Source organism: Burkholderia sp. COPS, assembly GCF_019425585.1.
Taxonomy (GTDB): Bacteria; Pseudomonadota; Gammaproteobacteria; order Burkholderiales; family Burkholderiaceae; genus Burkholderia; species Burkholderia cepacia.
Genome location: NZ_WIXR01000014.1, coordinates 54355 through 72884, shown reverse-complemented (window position 1 = coordinate 72884; position 18530 = coordinate 54355). Strand labels below are relative to the sequence as shown.

The window sequence follows — 18530 nt, the reverse complement described above, 5'->3', positions numbered from 1 at the left end:
CAATGGCGGCCTGCGGAGATGGCATGCCTCCCTGCGGTCGTACGCGGCGCGTTGCGCACGGTGCGACCCTCAACCGCCGGTAAGCCCGGCTGATGATGCCTGCGTGTTCCTGGGTCGTCAGGAGGTCGCAGGCCGTCCATGCGGTATTCTGCCGCCCAGGTTTTGATGTTCCGTCGAATCTGGAAATCATGTTCTTCACGACTTCTGCCGATCTTCTCGCGACCGTGCGCTACGTGTGCCGCTGGCTCGCGCTCTCGGCCCTGCTTGGCGCACTGGCCGGCACGGCTTCCGCCTTGTTCCTGATCGCGCTCGACTGGGCGACCGGCACGCGCGTCGCGCATCCGTGGCTGCTGTGGGGGCTGCCGGCGGCCGGTTTCGCGACCGGCTGGATCTACCATCGCTTCGGCCAGTCCGTCGCGCGCGGCAACAACCTGCTGATCGACGAGATCCACGACCCGAAGGCGCTCGTGCCGAAACGGATGGCGCCGCTCGTGCTCGTCGCGACCGTCGTCACGCACCTGTTCGGCGGCTCGGCCGGCCGCGAGGGCACGGCCGTGCAGATGGGCGGCGCGCTCGCCGATCGCGTCACGCACGTGTTCCGTCTCGATCGCGAACATCGCCGTGTGCTGCTGATGGGCGGCATCGCGGCCGGTTTCGCATCGGTGTTCGGCACGCCGCTCGCGGGCGCCGTGTTCGGGCTCGAGGTGCTGGCGATCGGGCGCGTGCGGTACGACGCGCTGCTGACCTGTGTCGCGTCGGCGATCGTCGCGGACGTCGTGTGTCGCGCGTGGGGCGTGCATCACACGGCCTATGCGATTCCGTTCGTGCCGGCCGTGTCGGCGACGGGGCTGGCCGTGACGGTCGTCGCGGGCGTGGCGTTCGGCGTGGTCGGGCGGCTGTTCGCGTTCGCGACGCATGCGCTGACCGCGTGGTTCCGCCGCGTCATCCGTTATGCGCCGCTGCAGCCGGTGCTCGGCGGCCTGCTGGTCGCCGCGGCTGCCACCGCGTTGAACGTGCCGCAGTATCTCGGCCTCGGCATCCCGACGATCGAGGCCGCGTTTCACGGCCCGTTGCCGCTCTACGACTTCGCGGGCAAGTTCGCGTTCACCGTCGTCACGCTCGCGTCGGGGTTCAAGGGCGGCGAAGTGACGCCGCTGTTCTACATCGGCGCGACGCTCGGCAACGCGCTCGGCCAGGTGCTGGCGCTGCCGGTGCCCGTGCTCGCCGGGCTCGGCTTCGTCGCGGTGTTCGCGGGCGCGGCCAACACGCCGATCGCGTCGACGATCATGGCGATCGAACTGTTCGGCGCGGATATCGGCGTGTATGCGATCGTCGCGTGTGTCGTTGCGTATCTGTTCTCGGGGCACGCGGGGATCTATCGCGCGCAGCGCGTGGCGGTGGGCAAGGGCGCGCAGGCCGAAGCCGAATGACACGGGCGAGGCAAGGTGATGCGGTTTCCCGCCTTCATGCGCCTGAACTGCAGGCGGTTCTCGAGCGACGGCACGCCCGACCGCGTGGCGGGCGACATCGAACGCTTCATCGTGGCGTCGATGCCGTCGAGTGAACACGATCCGTGTCCGGTCGCGGGCGGCGGCCCGACGCATCCATGCGGCACCCGCGGTGCCGGAAACCGGGAGCACGACATTCAATGACGCTGGAAGACTTTCTGATCGAAGCGCGGCGCCTCGCCAGGCCATGCCGTCAATATCGCTTCGCGAGTGGCGGTGAACCCGTCACCGGCTACTGGCATGGCGTTGAAGCAGGCGCGCCGTGCGTCTCCATCGAGCGGGACGGCACCTGGCTGAACGTGTATCTCGACGAGGGCGGGACTTCGGGCCGCGTGGAAACCGCCGCGCAACCCGTCCGGTCGGAACGCCCGCTGTGCCGATCCGACGCGACGTCGCTCCCGCCGGTCGACGCGGTGTTCCGCTTCGGCTCAGCCGCGATCGACGCCTATCTCGACGCGCACGGCTGGCAACGCGACTGGGGATTCAACGGCAACTTCAAGGGCATCGCGGCACACGACTACGAGCGTGAGTGGATGGCGCAATGCCCGCTCTACACAGGCGGGGTGGTCGCCGTCGCGGGCGGGTGGAACATGCACTGGCCCGACGACGACGAACCGGTCGATCTCGATCTCGATCTCGATCTCGTCCTCTGGACGTTCGAGGAAGCGGAGCCGTGGGTCGAGGTGTTTTGCGACGGCGGCCGGTACTCGGTGATCCAGCGGATCACCTAGCGCGCCGGCATCCGTTACGGCTTCGGCAGGCGCGCGACATGGCGCGCCAGCAGTTCCTCGATATCGATGCCCTTTTCGGCCAGCAACGCCGTGACGACACCGTTCAGTTCGCCGAGCGTTTCCTTGACCGATTCCCGGATCGTGTCCACGACCACCTGCGTGCTGCGCTCGATCTCGATGTTGACCGTGTCGTTGACGCCCTTCGCATCGAAGGTCGTCGCGCGCCGCGTTTCGGGAATCAGCCAGACATCGAACCAGCCTTCGTCGCGGTTGACGTCGGACACCGTCAGGCTGCAGCCGTTGATCGCGATATAACCCTTCGCGAACACGTACCGCTTGAATGCGTCCGGCACGCCGATGCGCACCATCCGGTTATGCTCGGACGATGCGATGTGCCGGATGGTCCCGGTGAAGTCGACATGGCCGGACAGCGGATGCCCGCCGATCTCCGCGCCGTCCTTCGCGGCCCGCTCCACGTTGATCCGCGCGCCTGTCGTGAGGTCGGCCAGCGTGGTGATTTTCAGGCTCGGCAGCATCACGTCGAAGTCGATCAGTTCCGGCGAATGGATGGTCGTCACCGTCAGGCAGACGCCGTCGACCGAGACGCTGGCGCCGATCTCGATGTCGTCGGTAAACCGTTCCGGGAATTCGATGCTGAAGGTTCTCAGTTCCCCGTGGTCGGCGATGGTCTTGATGGTGGCAACGCCCTGGACAATTCCTGTAAACATGGTCGATCCCTTGTCGCAAACTTGCTGGCCCACATGATAAGGGATACCGGAAGAGGCGGCCTTGCGGCGCGCGGCTTCCGGAGGGGCGGGCGGAATTCGCGGCCGAAAAAAAGGCCGTGCACCTGGCACGGCCTCGATCCGGATCCATTTGTCGACGCGCGCCGGCGGTGATGACCGCACCACCGGCGCGCGTCGCGCCTTTCTTGCGTCACGCCTCGGCCGGCTCGCCGAGCGGCCCGGCACGATTGTCCGCCGCGCGCCGCGGCGAATCGGCGAGCCCCTTCGCGAGTTCCAGCGCCTGCCGCTCGAACAGCCGGCGATAGATGCCGCCGTCGATGCGGATCAGCGCGTCGTGGCTGCCTTCCTCGATCACCTTGCCGCGGTCGAGCACCAGCAGCCGGTCGAGCGCGCGCACGGTCGACAGCCGGTGTGCGACCACCAGCGTCGTGCGACCGACCATCAGCCGCTCCATCGCCTGCTGGATCAGCAGCTCGCTTTCGCTGTCGAGGCTCGACGTGGCTTCGTCGAGGATCAGGATCGGCGCATCGGCGAGGAACGCGCGCGCGATCGCGACCCGCTGGCGTTCGCCGCCCGACAGCTTGATCCCGCGTTCGCCGACCAGCGTGTCATAACCGTCCGGCAGCGCGGCGATGAAGTCGTGCGCGCTGGCGAGCCGCGCGGCGCGCTCGATGTCGGCCCGGCTCGCATCGGGGCGTGCATACGCGATGTTCTCGGCGAGCGTGCGGTGGAACAGCACGGGCTCCTGCTGGACGATCGCGATCTGGCTGCGCAGCGAATCCTGCCGGACCTGCGCGATATCCTGGCCGTCGATCGTGATGCGGCCGCCCGACACGTCGTACAGGCGCTGGATCAGCTTGATGAACGTCGTCTTGCCCGACCCCGAGTGGCCGACGAGGCCCACCCGCTCGCCCGGCGCGATGCGCATCGAGAAGTCGTCGTACAGCGGCACCGGATGGTTGCCGTAGCGGAACGTCACGTGCTCGAAGCGGATCTCGCCTTGCCCGATCCGGATGGCCGGCGCGCCGGGACGATCGTCGATGCCGAGCGGCTGGCGTTCGAGCGCGACGAGTTCTTCCATGTCGTTCACCGAGCGCTGCAGGTTGCGGATGTGCATGCCGACGTCGCGCAGGTAGCCCTGCAGCATGAAGAACATCGTCAGCGCGAACGCGATGTCGCCGACGCTCGCCTCGTCGTTCACCCACAGCCGCAGCGCGACGCCGATCATCGCGGCCTGCATCGCGACGAGCATCGCGCCCTGCAACCCGCCGTTGAGCGTGCCGCGCACCCACGTGCGGCGCGTGCGTTGCCGCCATTTGCCGATCACGCGGGCGAGCCGCGCTTCCTCGCGCGTTTCCGCGCCGAACGCCTTCACGACCGCGTTGCAGCTCACGGCATCGGCGAGCGCGCCGCCCATGCGCGTATCCCACAGGTTGCCGAGCCGGGCGGCCGGCGCGACGATGCCGAGCGACACCGCAACCGTCACCGTGATGTACAGCAGCGAACCCGCGCCGACGACGAGCCCCATCACGGGCCAGTGCGTGCCGAGCAGCACGGTTGCGCCGACGAGCATCGTGACCGACGGCAACAGCGCGATCAGGACGGTGTCGTTCAGCAGGTCGAGCGCCCAGATGCCGCGCGTGATCTTGCGCACGGTCGAGCCCGCGAAGCTGTTCGCGTGCCAGTCGGTCGAGAAGCGCTGCACGCGATGGAACGATGCGGCCGCGATCTCGCTCATCATCTTCAGCGTGAGCGTGATGATGTTCAGGTAGACGCCTTGTCGCAGCACCGTCGCGCCGAGGCCGAGCGCGGCGAGTGTGCCGAACGCGACGAGGGCCGCATGCCACGCGGCGGCGCGGTCGGTCAACCCGGTCGACAGCGCGTCGACGAGGCGGCCGGCGAACAGCGGCGTGAGCACGTCGGCGAGCGCGGCGAGCAGCGCGAGGCTCGCGACCGTGGCGGTGCGGGCCGGCTGCTTGCGCCAGTAACGGAAGGTGAAGCCGAAGACGGCCTGGAATGCCTGGCCGCCCAGATGGGTGGTTTTTCTGGTCATGTGTCGTTGCCCGGCGCATCGCGCGACGGGGCTTTCCGGTTGGGCGAACATCGAAAACGCAACAGCCGGGCCGCGCGGAAACCGTGCGGCGAAACGAAACGGGGCTGTCGGGAAACGGCGCGGCTGACGGGTTAGCGGAAAACTCGGGAGCCGGCGCGGACGGCGGGCTGGATCAGCTGCGCCGTGGGACCACGTTCGGGAAGGATGCTGGCATTCGGAACATCTGCACCTCCCCTGAAGTGAACGGTTGAAAGGACGCCGAAAAGACGTGGAAATGATTCTATCAGCAGCGCCGGGCGCCCTGCAACGTCTGACGAATGCGGCGTTGCAGCGTTGATACGGTTAGTATTCAGGGCTTCGGCCCTTCTTTTGCGGGCCTTCCACAGTGCGGCAGCGCAGGGGCCGGCACACGCATCGATTACACTTCGACGTTTGCGGCGCACCGCGCCGAGACCCTCGCAGATTCACCACGATACATTCCTGAGGAAACGATGAGCGACGTTCAGCAAGGCATCCTGACCCCGATCGATACGGCGGCCCGATACCTCACTTTCATGATGTCGAACGACGGCAATGTGGCGGCGGCGCTGGCCGCGCTGCGTGAGATCGTCGACGGACGCGACACGGTCGTCGGGTTCGGGCATGCGCTGGCGGCGCACCTCGGGCACCTGGTGCCGGGCCTGACCGGATTCCCGGCGTTCGCGGTGAAGGACCGCACGCTGCCGGCGACGCCGGCCGACGTGTGGGTCTGGCTGCGCGGCGACGATCGCGGCGAGATCGTGCTGCGCGCGCGGGCGATCGAACGCGCGCTGGCGCCGGCGTTCGCGTTGCAGGATGCGGTCGACGGTTTCCGCTATTCGAACGATCGCGACCTGTCCGGCTACGAGGACGGCACCGAGAACCCGGAAGGCGACGAAGCCGTGGCCGCGGCGATCGTGACCGGGCAGGGCGCGGGGCTTGACGGTGCGAGCTTCGTCGCGGTCCAGCAATGGCTGCACGACTTCGAGCAGATGGAGCGCATTCCGTCGGGCGACATGGACAACATCATCGGGCGCCGCCGCTCGGACAACGAAGAACTCGACGACGCGCCCGAGTTCGCGCACGTGAAGCGCACCGCGCAGGAAAGCTTCGAGCCCGAAGCGTTCATGCTGCGCCGTTCGTCGCCGTGGTCGGACGCGCGCCGCGCGGGCCTCTACTTCGTGGCGTTCGGCTGCTCGTTCCGCGCGTTCGACGTGCAGATGCGCCGGATGAGCGGCGCGGAAGACGGGATCGTCGACGGCCTGTTCCGCTTCACGCGGCCGCTGACGGGCGCGTATTTCTGGTGCCCGCCGATGAAGGACGGCAAGCTCGACCTGTCCGCGCTCGGACTGTAAGCGCCTGACGGTGTCGACGAACGGGGGGCCGCGCATCGCGCGCGGCCCCCCGTTTCCTTTTGCGCGGCGATTTGCGCGGCGCTCGTGTGTCGTGTGCGTTGCGTGTCAGTTCAGCGTCGTGTCGATCCGCGTGCCGCGCTTGATGAACTGCGTGACCGGCGTCTTCTCGCAGATTTCGGCGAGGCGCTGGCGTTGCGCATCGTCGAGCGGGCCGTCGAGCGTCACGACACGGCGCACGTATTGCGTGCCTTCGCGATCGGCGTGCAGCTCGGTGCGCACGTCGATACGCGCGGCCGGCCACGCCTTGCGCTGCATGTACATGCGCAGCGTCGCGGCCGTGCATTGCGCGAGGCCGGCCAGCACGAATTCATAGGGCGCCGGCCCGCGATCCTGGCCGCCCTCGCGTGGGGCTTCGTCGCCGGTCAGCGCGTGGGTGCCGGCCTGAAGCTGGACGACGTAATCGGGCGCATCGGCGTCGAGGACGGCGGCGGCGTGGATGAGCGACATGGCAAGTCTCCGGTCAGCGGGAAAAGGGAAAAGGGAATAAGGGAGCCGGGAAGCGGAAAGTGGACGCCGCGCGGCGGCGCGCAGCCGTCAGCATACCGCTCCGATGGCGATGGCGATGGCGCGCGCGATGCGGCTACGCGTCCGCGCCGCCGGCACTGCTGCGCACGAGCGCGGCGATGCGCTCGCGTACCCACTGGTGCGCACGATCGGCGTCGCGCGATTCGTGCCAGTACGCGAGGAGCGGGAACGGCTTGAGCCGCAACGGCAGCGGCCGCACGACGATCGGCAGCATCGCGGCCATCCGCAACGCATAGGTGTGCGGCAACGTGACCAGCAGGTCGCCGGTCGCGGCGATCTGGCACGCGGCGAAATAGTGCTGGCAGGTGAGCCGGATATCGCGAAAGCGGCCGTCGTTGCCGAGCAGCACGTCGAGCGATTGCGGCTCGCCGAGCGACGACACCGCGACATGCCGCGCCGCGAAATAGTCGCCGCGCCGCAACGGCTCGCGCGCAAGCGGATGATCGCGGCGCAGTGCGACGACGAGCGAATCGTCGAGCAGGTGTTCGGTGGCGATGCGCGGGCCGGTCGGCACGCGGCGATCGACGGCGAGATCGAGATTGCCCGATGCGAGTTCGCGTTCGATCCCGGCTACCGCGATGCGCCGGCTCACGAGCCGCAGGCCCGGCGCTTCGTCGGCGAACGCCGCGACGATCCGCGGCAGCGCGATCGATTCGAGCACGTCGCGAATGCCCACCGCGATGCTCAGGTCGAGCGTCGCGGGATCGAATGCCGACGGCGCGCGCGCGGTGCCTTGCAGGCCCTTCAGGTGCAGTTGCACGTCCGTGATGATCGAGCGCGTGCGTTCGGTTGCGACCACACGGTTGCCCTGGCGCACGAACAGCGGATCGTCGAAATGCGCGCGCAGACGGTTGAGCGCGTGCGTGACGGCCGGCTGCGTGAGATGCAGCGCGCGGGCGGCCGCGCCGATGCCGCCATGCACGTAGACGGCGTCGAGCACGCGAAACAGGTTCAGGTCGAGACGATGGTCGGCGGGCACGGGGCGCGGGTGGCGTGGTGAATGGTGGAGCGATTCTAAAGGATGCGCAGGCAACGGATACGCGGGCTTTCCTGCGTGGCGATCGGCGGCATTGAATACATGGGAATATCGTTTGCGCCGATATTCGGCGGTGCATTTATCCGGATACCCGCCGCAATTCGTCGTCATGAAAATGCGCGGATTTCGATGCACATGATCGCAACAATTGGCGATATCGGCCCGTGCAATTCCGCACCGGCCCACCAGCAACCCCTGGCAGCCTGTAGTAATCCGCCATCATGCTGTCCACCTCGGCCATTTCGCGCCAAAGCCGCGACCCGTTCGGCTAAGATGCCGTCGCTTCATATTTCGGGATAGCCGTCCTGTCGCACGCATTCAAACCAAATATAAGCCTGACAGTTCGACGGTATTAGAAGAAGTCGAAACAAGTCGGGGGCTTGGCCAGTGAATGCAGCAGATCAGAGATGGGTCGTTATCTATTTGAGTACGGGTTTTTCGTTGGCCCAGGCCGCGCGTATTGGCGAGGCTTTCAATCTGGCGAATCGCCTGCACGCATACAGTGCTGACTACCAGTTGAAGTACGTATCCGAAAGCGGGGGGCTGTTGCAGTCGTCGTCCGGCGTGAGCATCGCGGCCGATCCGCTCGGCGACGAGCACGGTCGCCGCGCGCTCGCGTTCTTTCATCTTCACGGCGACCGTGCGGCCGTCAATTGGGACGACGCATTGCAGCGTCGCCTCACCGACATCCGCCGCCACGCACGCTGGATCGTCGACGCGATGGACTTGCCGACGCTCGCGGCCATGCAGCGACCGTCGGCGGCGATCGAAGGGCGGCCGGGCCGGGCCGGCCGCCGGGTCGCCACGACGGTCGAGTTGCAGGCCGGCGAAGCCGACGTGTTCGCCGCGGTGCTCGACATGTTCCGCGTCGATCTCGGCGACGGCGCCGCGCAGGAGATCGCCAGCAACATGCTGCGGCCGGTCGAGCAACGCTATGCGCAGTCGATGTGGGCCTTTCGCGAGCTGAGCGCGAGCCCGTCGATCCGGATGTCGGCGCAGCGGCTGCGCGCGCAGAGCGTGAACCGCATCTCGATCGCGAACGCCGCGCAGGCCGCCGCGATGAGCGAGCGCAATTTCCTGCGGCGCTTCAAGAAGGAGATCGGCGTGACGCCGACCGAATTCGTCCAGCACGTGCGGCTCGAGCGCGCCTGCCACATGCTGGTCCACACGACGCTGCCGGCCGACAAGGTCGCGCGCCGCACCGGGTTCGGCAGCGGCGAGCGGCTCGCGAAGCTGTTCCGCCAGCGCATGCTGATGTCGCCGACCGAATATCGCGTCTCCGAGCGTGAACGGATCCTCACCCGCGGTGCGCCGACACCCGATGCGCACGGGGAGGCCTGCGACGGTGCCGGGGAGCCATGCGCCGCGTGCGCCGCCGCGCGGGAAAAAAAAGGACGGATACCCGTAGAATCGTCCTGTCGCGATTTCGATCCCCGGTTTCCATGTCCTTCCTCCCCACCACCGCCACAGCCCCTTTCTGCCCGTCGGAAGTAAAGGGCAGCATCACGATCGATGCCGGCGCGCCGCGCTGGCAGAAGCTCAAGCGCTTCTTCGGCCCCGGCCTGCTGGTCGCGATCGGCTACATGGATCCCGGCAACTGGGCGACCGACATCCAGGCCGGCTCGCAGTTCGGTTATTCGCTGCTGTGGGTCGTCGCGTTCTCGAGCCTCGCGGCGATCTTCCTGCAGATGCTCGCGGCGCGGCTCGGCCTCGTGGCGGGCAGGGATCTCGCGCAGGCCAGCTACGACCGCTACGGGCGGGTCGGCCGCATCGTGCAGTGGGTGACCGCCGAGGTGTCGATCATCGCGTGCGACATCGCGGAAGTCCTCGGCTGCGCGCTCGCGTTCAAGCTGCTGCTCGGCGTGCCGCTCGCGTGGGGGATCGTGCTGACCGCGCTCGACACGGTGATCGTGCTCGGCCTGCAGGGCAAGGGGTTCCGGCAGATCGAGGCGATCGTGCTCGCGCTGATCGCGACGATGGCGTTCTGCTTCGTCGCGCAGGTCGCGATCACGCCGCCCGACTGGCACGCGGTGGCCGGCGGGCTGGTGCCGGGCGATCCGGGCCACGACCGCAAGGACGCGATCGTGCTCGCGCTCGGCATCGTCGGCGCGACGATCATGCCGCACAACCTGTACCTGCATTCGTCGGTCGTGCAGACCCGGCGCGTGGTCGGCGGGGCGCGCGGGGTGATCCGCGACACGCTCGCGCTGGTGCGCATCGATACCTGCGTGTCGCTGTTCGTCGCGATGCTCGTCAACGCGGCGATCCTGATCGTCGCGGGCGCGGCGTTCCATGCAACGGGCCAGCACAACGTGACCGACATCGAGCAGGCCTACAACCTGATTACGCCGATCGCGGGCGGCGCGGCCGCGCTGCTGTTCGGCATCGCGCTGCTCGCGTCGGGGCAGAGTTCGACGCTTACCGGCACGATCGCCGGCCAGGTGATCATGGACGGCTTCCTGCATACGAAGATTCCGTGCTACCAGCGCCGGCTGATCACGCGCGGGCTCGCGCTCGTGCCCGCGCTGATCGGCGTGCTGTGGCTCGGCGACGGCTCGGTCGGGAAACTGCTCGTGTGGAGCCAGGTGCTGCTGAGCCTGCAGCTGCCGTTCGCGATGTGGCCGCTGATCCGCTCGGTCAGCGATCGCAACACGATGGGCGAGCACACGATCGGGCGCGGGATGCAGGCCGCCGCGTGGGCGCTGTTCGTCGTCATCACCGGCACGAACCTGCTGCTGATTACCGGTGTCGCGGGCTGATACAGCCTGTCACAGGCTGACACAGTCGCGCGGCGCGCATGCGGTAAACTGCGGCCTTTCGATCGTCGTCCGAAGTCCGTTATGTGGAGTGAAATCAGCAACATCGGCGATGCCGCGCTGACCTTGCCGATCGCGCTGACCTGCGCGGCCTGGCTCGCGCTGACCGACTGGCGCCTCGCCGCCCGCTGGGGCGTGCTGCTCGCTGCCGGCATGGGCGTCGTCGGCGCCACGAAGATCCTGTATGCCGGGTGCGGCATCGAGCTTCCGCAATTCGATTTCCGCGTGATCAGCGGCCATACGATGCTGTCGACGTCGGTGTGGACCGTCGCGCTGTCGATGCTGTGGCAGGCGTTCCGGCCGGGCAAGGTGCCCGGCATCGCGGCCGGGCTGGCCATCGGCGCGGTCACGGCCGTCGCGCGCGTGTTCGATCATTCGCATACCGTTCCTGAAGTGATCGTCGGCTGGATGCTCGGCGCGCTGGTCGCGCTGGTGTTCCTGCGCGGCTACGACGGTGTGCGGCAGCGCGCATTCTCGCCGCGCGTCGCGGCCGTGTGCCTGCTGCTCGTGTCCGGCATCGCGTACGGGCACCGCGCGCCGTTCCAGCAGATGATCGACACGCATTCGCCGCAACTCTGCGCGTTCGTGCGCGCGCCGTCGGGCGACGGCTTCTGACGGTCGCCGGCCGCGGTGCCTCCGCGCCGCTTTCCTGCCGCATTCGCCCGGCGGTTGCACGATTCCACGCCGCCCGTCTTCCCGATTGCTTCCTCGCCTGCGCGGAACCCGACCCTCGCCATGACACGATTCGACGAACCGGCCGGTCTGCGTGACCGGCCGCGCCGGCTTGCGCGTGTGTGCCGATACGCGAAGGTCATGAGCCCAGCCTATGACCGGGCATAACGAAGATTCATTTCATCGATCGGCGGCATTCGCGTACGCTGGCTGTCGTTCAACCGGGGCGGGCTGCCCGGCGTGTCCGGCGCGCGTCACGCTCATCTCGATATACTCGCGGAAACCGTGCGGCGCCTCGTGATGGCGGCGAAGGGTCAACCGGCCCGCGCTGGCGGGAACCGGCACGGAACATCCGTCGCGGCAGCGTTCCGCGGCGACGATTCACGATAGGAGCAGGTCACATGACAGTCGTTTCTTCGCGCCTTGCCGGCAAGTGCGCATACATCACGGGCGCCGCGGGCGGCCTCGGCCGCGCGATCGCGCGCCGGATGGTCGAGCAGGGCGCGCGCGTGTTCGTGACCGACATCGCCGACGCGGCGGTGCTCGACGCGTTCGCGCAGGAACTCAACGCGGGCCATGCGACGCCGGTCGCGTTCGCCGCGACGCAGGACGTGCGCGACGAAGCGCGCTGGCAGGCGCTGCTCGCGCAGGCGGTCGACGCGATGGGCGGGCTGTCGGTGCTCGTCAACAACGCGGGCGTCGGCTCGATCGGCTCGCCCGCGCAAATCGAGCTGAACGAATGGCGGCGCGTGATGGCGATCAACGTCGAGAGCATCGTGCTCGGCTGCAAGCATGCGCTGTCGTATCTGGCCGAGAGCCATCCCGCGTCGATCATCAACATCTCGTCGGTCGCCGCGTTCAAGGTCGAACCGGATTTCACCGCGTACAACGCGTCGAAGGCGGCCGTCGCATCGCTCACGAAGTCGGTCGCGATCGACTGCGCGCGTCGTGAGATCGACGTGCGCTGCAATTCGATTCACCCGGCGTTCATCCGCACGGGGATCGTCGAGCCGCTGTTCCAGTCGCTCGGCGAACGCGACGCGACGCGCAAGCTCGCGCGGGGCATTCCGCTGCGCCGGCTCGGCGAGCCGGACGACGTCGCGCACGCGGCCGTTTATCTCGCGTCCGACGAGAGCCGCTTCGTGACGGCCGCCGAACTCGTGATCGACGGCGGCATGTGCGCGGTCTGACGCGCATCCCGAACCACAACGACCGGAGGAGAACATCGTGTCCACACCCGTGAACCGCCAACTGCTGCTGAAGACGCGCCCGGAAGGGCGGGTCGGCCGCGAACATTTCTCGCTCGCCGAAGCGCCCGTGCCGGCGCTCGCGGACGGCGAGGTGCTCGTGCGCGTGCTGTACCTGTCGATGGACCCGACCAACCGCGTGTGGATGAGCGACGTGCCGCAATACCTGCCGCCGGTGGCGATCGGCGAGGTGATGCGCGCGCTCGGCATCGGGCGCGTGGTGGCGTCGCGCAACGCGGGTTTCGCGGAAGGCGATCTCGTGCAGGGGCTCGTCGGCTGGCAGGACTATGCGGTCGTGCCGGCCGACCAGGCCGCGCAGCTCGTGAAGCTGCCCGCGCAGTCGGGCCTGCCGCTGCCGACGCTGCTCGGTGCGTGCGGGATGAGCGGGCTGACCGCGTACTACGGGCTGACCGACATCGCGCCGGTGCAGCCGGGCGAGACGCTCGTGGTATCGGCGGCGGCCGGTTCGGTCGGCTCGATCGCCGGCCAGATCGGCAAGATCCACGGCGCGCGCGTGGTCGGTATCGCGGGCGGCGCGGACAAGTGCCGCTACCTGACCGAGACGCTCGGCTTCGATGCGGCCGTCGACTACAAGGCCGACGATTTCCGTCAGCAGCTGAAGGCCGCGACGCCGGACGGCGTGCACGTGAATTTCGAGAACGTCGGCGGCGAGGTGATGCGCGCGGTACTGTCGCGGATGGTGATCGGCGGGCGCGTCGCGCTGTGCGGCGTGATCTCGAACTACAACAGCGGCCGGGCGGCGGACGACGTCGGCGTGCTGATCTCGAAGCGGCTGACGATGCGCGGCTTCCTGATCCTCGACTATCGCAAGAGCCGCGAGGCCGTGCAGACGCTCTCGGGCTGGCTGCGCGACGGCCGGCTCAAGGCCGAGGAGACGGTCGCAGACGGTCTCGAAAACGCGCCCGACGTGCTGAATCGCCTGTTCGACGGCGATCATCGCGGCAAGCTCGTGCTGCGCGTCGATCCGGACGCGTGAGCGGCCCGCGGCTCGGCGTGCGATGTCGTTCGCACGCTGCCGCGAGAGGGTGTCGACCGCGAGGCGGTCGATCAACCGCGCCCAAGTTTCGGACTTGTCTCATGTATTGTCGGGGCGTGTCTCCCTAAAGTGATTGCCAGCAGATGGCGGCGTGATGACGCTCGCGGCGGATGACGCGACGGGCGCCGTGGCGCCCGTCGTGATCCGCATTCGTCATCCGTGACGGCGCGCGTCGGCAGGGGCGTGGCACGTGGCCACGCGTTGCGTCATTCGTTCTGTTCGGCGCGTGCGTAGATGTCCCAGCTCGCCATGAACAGCGCGGCGACGAGCGGCCCGATCACGAAGCCGGTGATGCCGAACAGTGCCATCCCGCCAAGCGTCGAGATCAGCACGACCCAGTCGGGCATCTTCGTGTCCTTGCCGACGAGGATCGGGCGCAGCAGGTTGTCGACGAGACCGATCACGCCCACGCAGAACGCGACGAGGATCGCGCATTTCCACACCGCGCCGATCATCAGGAAGTAGAGCGCGGCCGGCACCCACACGAGGCTCGCGCCGATCGCGGGCAGCAGCGACAGGAACGCCATCAGCGCGCCCCACAGCACGACGCCTTCGATCCCGAGGATCCAGAAGATCAGGCCGCCGAGCGCGCCCTGCACGAGCGCGACCGCGATGTTGCCCTTCACCGTCGCGCGCACGACCGTCGTGAACTTGGCCAGCAGCAGGTTCTTGTGCTCGTCGTCGAGCGGCAGCGCGCGGCGCACGCGGCGGCCGATCTCGCCGCCGTCGCGCAGCAGGAAGAACACCATGTAGAGCATCACGCCGAAGCTCACGACGAACTGGAAGGTGTTCTGGCCAATGCTGAGCGCCTGGGTTGCCGCGAGCTGGCTGATCTGAGCGGCGCCATCGGTCAGCTTCTTCTGGATGCCCGGGAGGTTGCTCAGGCCGTATTTCTGCAGCAGATGCTGGATCGACGTAGGCAGCGCGTGGATGATGTCCTGAAAGTACTGCGAATAGTTCGGCTGCGCGGTCTTGATTTCCTGGTACACGTACGCGATTTCCTGCACGAGCGTCGCGGCGACGAACACGAGCGGCAGGATCACGATCAGCACGATCAGCGACAGCGTCACGAGCGCGGCCAGGTTGCGCCGCTTGCCGAAGCGTGCGGCGAGCCACCGCTGCACGGGCTGGAAGAGGATCGCAAGTATGGTGCCCCAGAACACGGCGCCGGAAAACGGCGTGAGAATCCAGCAGAGTCCGACGGTGACCGCGGCCAGCAGGAAATAGAAGAATTTTTGGTGGTCGTGTCCGCTATCCATGGATGACATTCGCGCAGATTGATGCGTGGTTTGATTGAATCTCGTTGCCCCGTGCGCGATCGGTTCGCGATCGTCACGGGTTCACGGCGCAACGCGCTGCGGGCGGCCATCCGCCAGGCGGCCCGAACCGGAGTATGCCCGCAAAGGTGCCGCCATCATAGCGGCTGCGCGCGGCACATGCGAAAACGCCGCGGCCGGGGCCGCGGCGCTGCCGGGAAGCAAACGCGGCGCAACGCCGCGTGCCGCATCGTCAGATGTTGAGCTTCGTGACCTTCGTGCCGTTCACCGACAGGTCGCCCATCAGGCCGGCGTTGGTCAGGATCAGCACCTCGACCGGTGCGGTGGCCGTGTTGGAGTCGACCGCGCCGTTCGCGCCGACCTTCACGACCGCGACCGACGCGTCGGCGCCGGCCGACCAGCCTTCGGACTTGCGGAACGAGTCGAGCGCATCCTGCGTCATGAACAGGAACACGACCGCCTTCGACTGCGCGCCGGCCTGCAGGCCGACCGACAGCGACGACGTGTTGTAGTAGCCGACCGTGCTGCCGCCGACGCGCAGCGCGCCGTTGCCCGACTGGCCGCCGACGATGAAGCCGGCCTGCAGCACGCTCGGGAACACGAGCACGCCGCGCGATTTCGCGACGAGTTCACGCGAGCCCGGCACCGTCGAATAGAGGCGCGAGAGCGTCGCGTTGACGCTGGCGTCGATCGACTGGCGCTTCGACGCGCTGGCCGCGGCGCCTTCCGGCTTGTCCGGCGTGGTCGTGCAGCCGGCGAGCGCGAGGCTGCCGAGCAGGACGGCGGCGGCGGCTTTCATGGCAAAGGTCTTCTGCATGGCGTTTCTCCTTCTTTGTCTGATTGAGGACGGACGGGGCGGGCGTCGGAACGGCCGGCTCCGTTCAACGGCGGGCAAGGAGCAGGCCCGCAACGAACGCGAGGCCGGCAACGACGCCGGCGGTTTGCCACGGGTTGTCTTGCACGACCTGCGACACGCGTTCGGCGGAATCGCGCAGCCGGGCGGCTGCGCTGCCCGACGCATGGTCGAGCGCGCCGCGTGCTTCATCGAGCCTGGATTGGACGCGCTTGCGCAGCGCGGCAATATCGCCGTCGCCGTCGTTTTTCAGCAGATCTTCGAGTTCATCGACCAGCCCGCGCAGATCGTCGGTGACGTCGGCATGCAGGTCGCGGGCGGCCGAGCGCGTCGTGCGTCCCACGCGCCGGCCCGTGCGACGAATGTCGGACAGGCCGCGGTCCAGCTTGTGTTCGATCGAGTCAGTGAGCGCCATGGTGTTTATCCTCCTTCGATTCAAGGCCAATTTGAAGATAAGACGAATCCCAGCAACTAATGTGATTCACTTGGCCCGGTTGAGTTTCGAGACAAATTTTCAATTCGTTGGCGGATTTGCCGGAAAGCCCCGCCACGCGGGGCCGCGCGAAGATTGAAAAAAATTCTCAAATGGGCGAAACGCGTGCAACAAGAAGCGATACGAAGTGAATGTCCGGTAAATATGGCGTCGCCCGGGGTACCAGGTAAATAGTGCCATTGCAGGCGATGGGCTGATGCAAATGCACTAATCGACGCTGTACGGGCGAGCAGGGTTTGTGCCTGCGGCCGGCATTCGCGAGCCGTTGTCCAGTGCAAGGTCGACGACGACGGGATCGTGGTCCGACGATCGATACGCGTCGGGTGCGTAATAGGACGACCGATGTGCGGCCGTTTTGTAATCGGGCACGGGTTGCAGTGCAGACGGTTCATCGGCGTTGATGTGCCAGACGTGCACGGCTTTGACGCGCGCGGTCAGGGCCGGCGTCGCGAGCGCGTGATCGAGGCTGCCGGCCTCGCCGCGAAATACGTAGCTGTACGCAGTATCGCCGACGAAGCGCGCCACCAGGTTCGCGTAGCCGCGCGATTCGAGCGCGCGAACCGGATCTTCCTTCGCATAGCTGTTCAGGTCGCCGACCAGCAGTACGCCATCGGCCGCGGCGCCTGTCGGCGATCCGGCGAGCCAGCCGGCGATGCGCACGGCGGCCCGCGTGCGCGCCGCGTTCCAGCAGCCCTGGCCGTCCGACCGGTCGAGATCGGCGCCGGTCGCGATCGGGCAGTTCTTCGATTTCAGGTGATTGACCGCGACCGTCAACGCGCGCGTGCCGCCGATGCGCCGGAATGTCTGCGCGAGCGGCGGGCGATGCCGGCCGCCGAGCGAGACGGTCGCGGCGCGGCCGACCGGCTCGACCGTGCGGCTGTCGTACAGCAGCGCGACCGCGATTGCATCGCGGCCGGGCCGCGCGGTGCCGGGATCGACCGCGCGCCAGCCTTCGCCAAGCTGCGCGGCGAGACGCCGCACGGCGCTCGTGTCGCCGTGGCCGTTGTTCGCGATTTCCATCAGCCCGATCACGTCGGCACGCAGCGCGCGCAATGCCGCAACGATCTTCGCCTCCTGCCGCGCGAACACGGCGGGCGTTTTCGCGCCTCGGCCGGCCGGGGCATCGAATCCGCCGCCGTGCCCGTCACCATTGAAATAGTTGAATACGTTGAACGACACGATGCGCGCGTCGGCATCGGGATGACGGGCCGGCGCATCGGTACGCGGGTTCGAGGCGGAATCGAAGACGGGCGCCGCGCCGGCAACCGGTTGCAGCCTCCATGCGCCGTAGCGCAGTTCGAGCACACCGTCGACGCCGCGCACCGTGTAGCCCGCGCGCAGCGTGTTGGCGGCGCTGAGCGCGGGTGGCGGATAGCGCACGGTTGCGGGATCGCGGCGGTTCGAGCCGTCGTCGAGCACGATGCGGTTGCGTGCGTTGGCTGCCGCGAGCGTGGCGGCCTCGGCCGGCGGTGCGACGTGGGTCGGGATGCGCAGCCGGCCGTGGCTGAGGACGACGCTGCCGTAGCGGCCGAGTGCGTGGGTATCGCTGACCGTCAGCGTTTGCGGCAGGCGCACACGCATGCCCTCATGCGCGGCCAGCACGGATAACGTGGCGACCGGCAGCGTAAGCGTCGCCGGGGTGACGGTCTGCCCGCTTGCGCAGACGGTCATGCCGCCCGACAGTGTGAACTGCGTCCGGCCGTAGCGCTCGTCGACGCGGCCCGTGAGATGCACGAGATCGCCGGCCTTAGCACGCGCGTTCGGTGCGTACACGAACACGCCTTCCGGGACGCCCGGCCGGTGCTGTCGCTGCGCGTCGGCCTGCTGGACGAAGAAGCCGCCCAGGCCGTCGGCGCCGGTGAATGCCGCGGTGACGATCGCCTCGATCGAGGTCGTTTGCCCGGCCAGCGGCGACGGGCCGCCGGCGCCGCGGAGGTCGGCAATCGGCGTGGTTGCGCCGCCGCAGCCGGCGCTGACCGGCGGCGCGGCCGCGGCGGGCCCGGCGAAGAGGACGAAGAGGGTGGAGAGGACGAAGAACGCTGCAACGGCAGGCGGCGAAAGCAGGCGTGACATGGGGCGGTCC

General features: G+C 68.0%; 16 protein-coding genes, 1 pseudogene and 1 riboswitch. Of the genes and pseudogenes, 9 read left to right on the top strand and 8 right to left on the bottom strand.

What is annotated here, in order from left to right; all coding sequences use genetic code 11:
* Positions 1–5: 5 nt before the first annotated feature.
* Positions 6–109, top strand: a riboswitch (Fluoride riboswitch).
* Positions 110–188: 79 nt separating this feature from the next.
* Together FOZ70_RS12390 and FOZ70_RS12385 are read left to right on the top strand one after the other, a co-directional pair.
* Entirely contained in the window at positions 189–1430 is a 1242-nt protein-coding gene (locus FOZ70_RS12390) for a voltage-gated chloride channel family protein (protein WP_021157617.1), read from the top strand.
* Between the two features lie 218 nt (positions 1431–1648).
* Positions 1649–2239, top strand: a complete 591-nt coding sequence (locus FOZ70_RS12385) for a hypothetical protein (protein ID WP_219705960.1) — start codon at positions 1649–1651, stop codon at positions 2237–2239.
* Positions 2240–2253: 14 nt separating this feature from the next.
* Here FOZ70_RS12385 and FOZ70_RS12380 read toward each other — a convergent pair whose 3' ends face one another.
* Both FOZ70_RS12380 and FOZ70_RS12375 read right to left on the bottom strand, forming a co-directional pair.
* Positions 2254–2967, bottom strand: coding sequence for a riboflavin synthase (locus FOZ70_RS12380; RefSeq protein WP_048022213.1), 714 nt, complete (start codon positions 2965–2967; stop codon positions 2254–2256).
* Positions 2968–3175: 208 nt separating this feature from the next.
* Entirely contained in the window at positions 3176–5038 is a 1863-nt protein-coding gene (locus FOZ70_RS12375; protein WP_059554624.1) for an ABC transporter ATP-binding protein, read from the bottom strand.
* 491 nt (positions 5039–5529) lie between these two features.
* On the opposite strand from FOZ70_RS12375, the gene FOZ70_RS12370 reads away from it, so the two are divergent.
* A complete protein-coding gene (locus FOZ70_RS12370; RefSeq protein ID WP_219705959.1) occupies positions 5530–6411 on the top strand; it encodes a Dyp-type peroxidase in 882 nt (293 codons plus the stop codon).
* Positions 6412–6516: 105 nt separating this feature from the next.
* Here the strand turns inward: FOZ70_RS12370 and FOZ70_RS12365 are convergent, their stop codons facing one another.
* On the bottom strand, positions 6517–6918 hold the full coding sequence (locus tag FOZ70_RS12365; protein WP_059591685.1) for an OsmC family protein: 402 nt from the start codon (positions 6916–6918) through the stop codon (positions 6517–6519).
* A 133-nt stretch (positions 6919–7051) separates the two neighbouring features.
* Positions 7052–7975, bottom strand: a complete 924-nt coding sequence (locus FOZ70_RS12360) for a LysR family transcriptional regulator (protein ID WP_059591686.1) — start codon at positions 7973–7975, stop codon at positions 7052–7054.
* Between the two features lie 498 nt (positions 7976–8473).
* On the opposite strand from FOZ70_RS12360, the gene FOZ70_RS12355 reads away from it, so the two are divergent.
* The 6 genes and pseudogenes from FOZ70_RS12355 to FOZ70_RS38050 form a co-directional block, all read left to right on the top strand.
* The gene (locus FOZ70_RS12355) at positions 8474–9526 is read left to right on the top strand and encodes a helix-turn-helix domain-containing protein (protein WP_048022221.1); all 1053 of its coding nucleotides are present in this window, start codon (positions 8474–8476) and stop codon (positions 9524–9526) included.
* Positions 9475–10791 (top strand): Nramp family divalent metal transporter, encoded by a 1317-nt coding sequence (locus FOZ70_RS12350; protein ID WP_042973617.1) that lies wholly within the window; start codon positions 9475–9477, stop codon positions 10789–10791. Before FOZ70_RS12355 ends, FOZ70_RS12350 begins: the two co-directional genes overlap by 52 nt.
* Positions 10792–10872: 81 nt before the next feature.
* Positions 10873–11463, top strand: a complete 591-nt coding sequence (locus tag FOZ70_RS12345) for a phosphatase PAP2 family protein (RefSeq protein ID WP_021157606.1) — start codon at positions 10873–10875, stop codon at positions 11461–11463.
* A gap of 458 nt (positions 11464–11921) precedes the next feature.
* Positions 11922–12710, top strand: a complete 789-nt coding sequence (locus FOZ70_RS12340) for an SDR family oxidoreductase (protein ID WP_113047023.1) — start codon at positions 11922–11924, stop codon at positions 12708–12710.
* Positions 12711–12747: 37 nt separating this feature from the next.
* Positions 12748–13764, top strand: a complete 1017-nt coding sequence (locus FOZ70_RS12335) for an NADP-dependent oxidoreductase (RefSeq protein ID WP_219705958.1) — start codon at positions 12748–12750, stop codon at positions 13762–13764.
* Between the two features lie 145 nt (positions 13765–13909).
* Positions 13910–13987: pseudogene (locus tag FOZ70_RS38050) on the top strand (thioesterase); the annotation flags it as partial.
* A 43-nt stretch (positions 13988–14030) separates the two neighbouring features.
* Here FOZ70_RS38050 and FOZ70_RS12330 read toward each other — a convergent pair.
* The 4 genes from FOZ70_RS12330 to FOZ70_RS12315 form a co-directional block, all read right to left on the bottom strand.
* Complete coding sequence (locus FOZ70_RS12330) at positions 14031–15083, bottom strand: AI-2E family transporter (RefSeq protein WP_042973615.1); 1053 nt, start codon at positions 15081–15083, stop codon at positions 14031–14033.
* A 250-nt stretch (positions 15084–15333) separates the two neighbouring features.
* Positions 15334–15918: a YSC84-related protein gene (locus tag FOZ70_RS12325; protein WP_021157601.1), complete on the bottom strand. Its 585-nt coding sequence runs from the start codon at positions 15916–15918 to the stop codon at positions 15334–15336.
* Between the two features lie 64 nt (positions 15919–15982).
* Positions 15983–16369 (bottom strand): DUF883 family protein, encoded by a 387-nt coding sequence (locus FOZ70_RS12320; RefSeq protein WP_021157600.1) that lies wholly within the window; start codon positions 16367–16369, stop codon positions 15983–15985.
* Positions 16370–16654: 285 nt separating this feature from the next.
* Positions 16655–18520 carry an ExeM/NucH family extracellular endonuclease gene (locus FOZ70_RS12315; protein ID WP_219705957.1) on the bottom strand — a complete coding sequence of 622 codons (1866 nt, stop codon included), beginning with the start codon at positions 18518–18520 and terminating at the stop codon, positions 16655–16657.
* Positions 18521–18530 lie beyond the last annotated feature (10 nt).